The following is a 5,337-nucleotide window of genomic DNA, read 5'->3' as shown; positions in this document are numbered from 1 at the left end:
CCAATCGCGCTCGACCCAAAGGTGTCAGTCTGGCATTGCTGTGAATGTTCATTCGATCCCTCCGAATAGGGTTGGTGCTTGGTAACTCCAACCAACTCGGTCTGGATCGAATGGACAACCTGTTGAAAGCTCACATCTAGTAAGTTTGCAACGTAATCCATACTCGACCTTTCATAACATTTTAAGAAAACGTTCCCCTCGCTAATAGGGTTAGTTTGCGGCGCACAGTCAACATAAACAAAAGTTTGTTCGACAGCCCAAACGATACTTTGTAGGCTGTTTCTAATCTCATCCAACCCGCATCTGGTGTTCGACTGCACAAGGGTGGTCTAATCGGAATATTAGTGCAAAATTAGAATGGGGTTCATCGGCACTAAAGGCCTCTGGGCTGTTAGCCAATACTGCCATAGAGCTCACTACAGAGTGCCGAAACTGGGAGTGAGGGCTTCGGTAACGGTGGCGTCCCAGTCAATCGGTTTTACGCAAGACAATTGATCCGCCTTGGCGTTCTCTCGATGTTTTGATAACTGCGCTAGCTTCCGTCGCGGCTTTCAACTGAGAACCTTGGGGTACATGCTTCGGTTTGTGGTCAGCGCGGCGGCTACCAACTTGATGCAAGTTTGATGTAATTCCTATGTGCCCATCTCATAGGCGTGCATTCCCGTCTGCATCGCGTCGATCCGTCTTGATCGGCATCGCCTTCAGCGCTCCTTTCACTTGGCGCGTTTCCATGAACATCGCATCAAGGCCAGCTTCGGTCAGCCTTCGGTGCAGCCATTGCGACAGTGGCCCGGCTTCCAGGCCAATTGCTGCGATGCTGCTATCAAGTTCGTTCAACCAGCGCACCAGAGCTTCGGGTTTACTTTCAGTCTCGGCCTCTTTAACGATCCGGTTATGTGCGCTGACTGCAGTCTTCGCTATCGATACACCCAATCCATAATATAGCCTACTCCCGTCATCCCCCATCCAGGTTCAATACGGGAATGGCGACAGCGCGGTGTTGATCTGATAAGTGGCAACGGTCGTGCGTGACTCAGGCCCGGTCCCGCACCTCGACAGCTGAGGCCGTCTGCAACCAAGGGATGGTTTGAGATCCAGCGATTTCAGCACAGGCGGATGGTTCATTTCATGAAATCCGCAGCGCCACCATAATTGCGGTGTTACAAATAAGATGGCTTTCTGCATTAGCACCGGCCGCGGGGGTATAAGTTCGCAAAACCCGCACATTAGCAGTTCACTGCTGGTTGGAGTTTGCGCCTACCGCTAAGGTTCGGCTCAATGATGCGTCAATGCGTCAATGCGTCAATGCGCGGCCCTATGAATTGCTGATCGATGGCTGGTTTCACCGCGGGTATAAGATTCGCTTGGCAACAACATTAATTTCGCGGACAGATTGAGTTAAAGCCAGCCAGCTGTCGATCAAAATGGATCTTAGTTCTTGCTAAGCCATTTCTAATGCCCAAACAGGGAGTAGAGCGGCGACGGGGAGCCGCCAGCACGTTTTCTGTTCTCCATATGTAAGTGAGCCTGAGCAAGCGTAGCAGACAGGCGGTCTCTTCAGATCTCAAGATCCTCAATGGACTTCCCAGCTTCCAATGCTTCGTTCAGCCAGGCAGGCTTGCGACCGCGGCCACTCCAGGTCTGGAGCGGATCTGCGGGATTAGCGTATTTGGCTGGTGCCTTTGCACCTGATTTGCGGCCTTTGCCAGCATGCAGATTAACAACCTCCTCAAAGAGCACGCCATGTTGCTCTGCAATGGTGAGCATTTCGGCATACGCACTCTGCTTCGCCTCTTTTTCTACTTCTGCTTTGCGGGTTTCGATTTCCTTAGCGAGTGCGTCCAGCTCAGCAGCATTAAGTCCGTTCAGATCAATTGCCATGTATCACCTGCGTTTTCAGTCTTGCACGGACAAAGCAGATAAACTCACTTGAAGCAAGTAGTCAGTGAGCATTTGACTTACAATCATAGACTTGACCTCAAAGCTGAAGTATCAACAGTTACCTCGATCTCGGTCCAGAGATCGAGCGCCCAATCTTCAGCTCTGCGACGACTCTCCAGAACTTTGGGCCCAGCTCCTTGCGCTGCAACCGTCTCAGGCTTTGAGGCTTCTTCCTTCATCACCTTTCTCGAAGATTTGCCAGTCACGCCATCTTCAGCGGTAACAGCCCGGCTCCATAGAAAGTTGCATCGCTGCCCAGTGCTTTCGTATGTTCCAGAAATATCTTGAGTGCCATCGCGCTACGTGTTTCATCTCGCGGCAGCGCCAGATAGGCCTCGGATCGTGACAGCCAAGTTGATAGCGCCCCACAAATCATCGGCGCGGCGACGGATGTTCCCGACATGGCCGCGTAGCCGAATGCGCCATCCTGCACATGGGGCACTGGAGCCAAGACGCCGACAGCCGGACCCGCCGCAGTTACGGCATCACCACGGCTGCTAAAGGTTGCCAAATACAGGTTTTCGCCAAACTTTTGCGTCGGATCGGTCGGCACAAAAATCGAGTCCACGCTGCCCTCGGGCGCGCATCCGATCTGACCCAGACCTGAAACCGCCACTGTTTCATCGAAAGCCGCTGGATACCCCACCGGTCCACCATTGTTGCCCGCGGAGCAGACGCAGACTGTGCCGCGTTCCAGCGCGTGGCGTATCGCGTCCTGCTGAATGTCTGATGCCGTCATGGAATAAAGCGACAGATTGATCAAGTCGGCCCTTTCGGTGACCGACAGCTTGTCGATGGCTATTGCTACATCCATTTGGTTCGCACCAGATGTATCATCGGGATAAACCCGCACAGACACAATCGCTGCGCCTTGCGCCAGCCCCGCATAGTCGCCCTGATTTGTTGGGCGAGCGCCGATCACGCCGCAAGAAAACGTACCGTGAACGCCGACATCTGCACCATTCGCCGACCATGTCTGCCCGATAATCGCCCCCCCGTCACGAACGTGTAACAACTGCGGGGCCGGCCCACAGCCGGTATCAATGACCCCAACAGTCACGCCCGTGCCATCCTGATCTGAGAGGGTGTCGGCATTCAGCAAGTGATGCCACCATCCAAGCGGCCCATCCTGCGGAAGCTTAGGGCAGGCCATCTCCACCGGCTGATCCGGCGATGAGGTGACCATGCCCCAATATCCAAAATGAGGAGTGACCATAGCCATCGCCAAGGTCTGTCCGACGGTTGCCCCTGTGATACGCGCCACACCATCTGCATTGGTGGTTGCGGTCATGGTCTTGGGAATCTTGCCGTTTAGCACAACGACCGATACTAACGCCCCAGGCAGTGGCGCCCCCGACTGCGTGGTTGCGCGCACTTCGATCATATCTCTGTTTAATGGTGCAGAGGCGGCGCGGCTGCTCTGTGAGAGATTTTTGGCCATTTCATGCAGGTAGCCCGAATGCGGGTGGTTGTGATCCAGAGAGATTATCGGTTCTATAATCACATCGGAGCGTGAACCGTTCCCGGCTGTTTGCAATGCTGCCTGCGCTCGTGCCACGGTTTTTTCATCGGCGCGGAACCGTATTGCTGTGCGTCCGGCCGCCGATACCCTGTTTTCAACGACATCGGCCTGCTCGCGTAGAAGGTGGTTGAAATGCGATTGCATTCTGTCATTTGCCTGCATTTCACTCGGTACAGTTTGACCGGCAACGCGATGGGTTATGAAGTAATCCGTGTGTGTTTCATCATTCATGGTATGGACTTCAGCTTGGGGGGGAGGTGAGGGAGGGGCGCAGCGCTATACCGGTCGAAGCAGACAGTTGAGCCAGCGCCTCAATCAACTTGAATTGGGAAATTTCGTGCATTTCCGGGCTTTCGCGACAAAGGGCCAAACAATCCTCGGCGGTTTGGGTGACACAGGCGCAGCGCAGAACATCGGCCAAGAACGGTGGTAAAGCTAGAACGCGCGGCTTCGTCAGATGAACAAGGATGTTTTCATCCGTGACACGGACCAGATACCAAGGGGGAGCGAGTGGCAAAAACGCCTCCGTCAAGTTACATGATCCGATACAAAACAGACTGAACATGGTGTCCCCGTTAGCCTGCATCGCTGGTAGTTGCCGCAACACTCGGGCCAATCCGAAGAGATCTTGCCAAACGTAGTCGTTAGGTGGCACACCCACTGGCCAAATCGGGGCCAGCGCCGGGATTGAGAACACCTTGTCACCCTTTGCTGTCGCAAGTGATTTGGCCCAATCTCGCGCAGCAGCCTGATTTTTAATCCCATTCAACTGCAACAAAAGCGGTGAGCCTAAGGTTTGGTCAAAGCCTGACATGCTGGCAAAATCAGCAATTTGGACTGTATCGGGTAGATGGTCTTTAGCATAATCTTGCTTATGGTCTCTGCCTACCTGACGAAAAACTGAAACAGTGCCGCTTGAACAATCCACCAGATGCGCAAGGGGAACCGCAATACAATTCGCATCGAGGTCTGAGCTAACGGCGATTGTTTCTGGAGCAACGATTACTGAAACCGGTGTCATATCCGTGGCAGCATCTGACCGGGACATCGGCAGTTGGTCGGCGATATTGCGTTCGGCCACGATATGAACTGGCGAGAAGGATCGGTCAGTCCCAAGCGCAGACAGAGCTGTTTCGAGGGAAATTGATGGCGGCTGGGCATCGGTTTGCGTCAGTTGATCAAGCGCTTCATGCAGGAGCCATGTGGTGCCAGATAGACCGGCCTGCATGCTACCTGCACCAGGCCAAGGGACCAGATCAGCCTCAACCGCGATAGCGGATCGTAACGCTATCAACCCGTCAGTCGGCGCAAAGCCAAGATCGTGTTTGGCTGCGGCGGTATCGAGTAAGGCGGCGCGGCCGAGTGGAAACGGAAAGGCTGCAAGCCGATAGCCTTGCGCTACAAGTTTATCTATCGGGCGAATGTCCCAATCAGGAAAAGGCATTCCGATCAGCGCCGCAATACGCCGCGCATGGAGGTCAAGTGTAGGACACTCATCTTGTGACAGGTGATAGGCACCGCCAGCTGCCTGTTGCGCGGAACCCGCATTGGCCAAAACCTGCACCAGATCGTCAACCCAAATCATCAACGCGCGGCCCGCCACAGGTCCTGGATGTACAATCGGGCGACCCGCTCGTATGCGCCGTAGCAACCATGCTTCGCGCGAGGCGCGGTCACCGGCCCCATAGACGGGCGGGGATCGCAGGATCACCGATTCAAAATCGCGCTCTATCTGTGAGCTTTCAACAGGTTGTCCATTCGATCCAGACCGAGTTGGTTGGAGTTACCAAGCACCAACCCTATTCGGAGGGATCGAATGAACATTCACAGCAATGCCAGACTGACACCTTTGGGTCGAGCGCGATTGGTGCGTT

The 5,337-nt window shown here is 54.4% G+C and carries 4 protein-coding genes; all 4 read right to left on the bottom strand.

What is annotated here, in order from left to right; all coding sequences use genetic code 11:
- Positions 1-645 precede the first annotated feature (645 nt).
- Positions 646-837, bottom strand: coding sequence for a hypothetical protein (locus Q0C28_RS04280; protein ID WP_293573415.1), 192 nt, complete (start codon positions 835-837; stop codon positions 646-648).
- Positions 838-1,557: 720 nt separating this feature from the next.
- Entirely contained in the window at positions 1,558-1,881 is a 324-nt protein-coding gene (locus tag Q0C28_RS04275) for an H-NS histone family protein (RefSeq protein ID WP_293573414.1), read from the bottom strand.
- A 262-nt stretch (positions 1,882-2,143) separates the two neighbouring features.
- On the bottom strand, positions 2,144-3,694 hold the full coding sequence (locus Q0C28_RS04270; RefSeq protein WP_293573413.1) for a S8 family serine peptidase: 1,551 nt from the start codon (positions 3,692-3,694) through the stop codon (positions 2,144-2,146).
- A 10-nt stretch (positions 3,695-3,704) separates the two neighbouring features.
- Positions 3,705-5,048 carry a hypothetical protein gene (locus tag Q0C28_RS04265; protein WP_293573412.1) on the bottom strand — a complete coding sequence of 448 codons (1,344 nt, stop codon included), beginning with the start codon at positions 5,046-5,048 and terminating at the stop codon, positions 3,705-3,707.
- Positions 5,049-5,337 lie beyond the last annotated feature (289 nt).

This window comes from Phaeobacter sp., assembly GCF_022825805.1.
Lineage (GTDB): Bacteria > Pseudomonadota > Alphaproteobacteria > Rhodobacterales > Rhodobacteraceae > Phaeobacter.
The sequence above is the reverse complement of the archived record's forward strand: the minus strand, read 5'-3'. Positions and strand labels throughout refer to the sequence as shown.

Bases quoted from the DNA above. Each gene is read 5' to 3' on its own strand.
- Q0C28_RS04275 (WP_293573414.1), bottom strand. From the start codon at position 1,881: ATGGCAATTGATCTGAACGGACTTAATGCTGCTGAGCTGGACGCACTC.
- Q0C28_RS04270 (WP_293573413.1), bottom strand. From the start codon at position 3,694: ATGAATGATGAAACACACACGGATTACTTCATAACCCATCGCGTTGCC.
- Q0C28_RS04265 (WP_293573412.1), bottom strand. From the start codon at position 5,048: ATGATTTGGGTTGACGATCTGGTGCAGGTTTTGGCCAATGCGGGTTCC.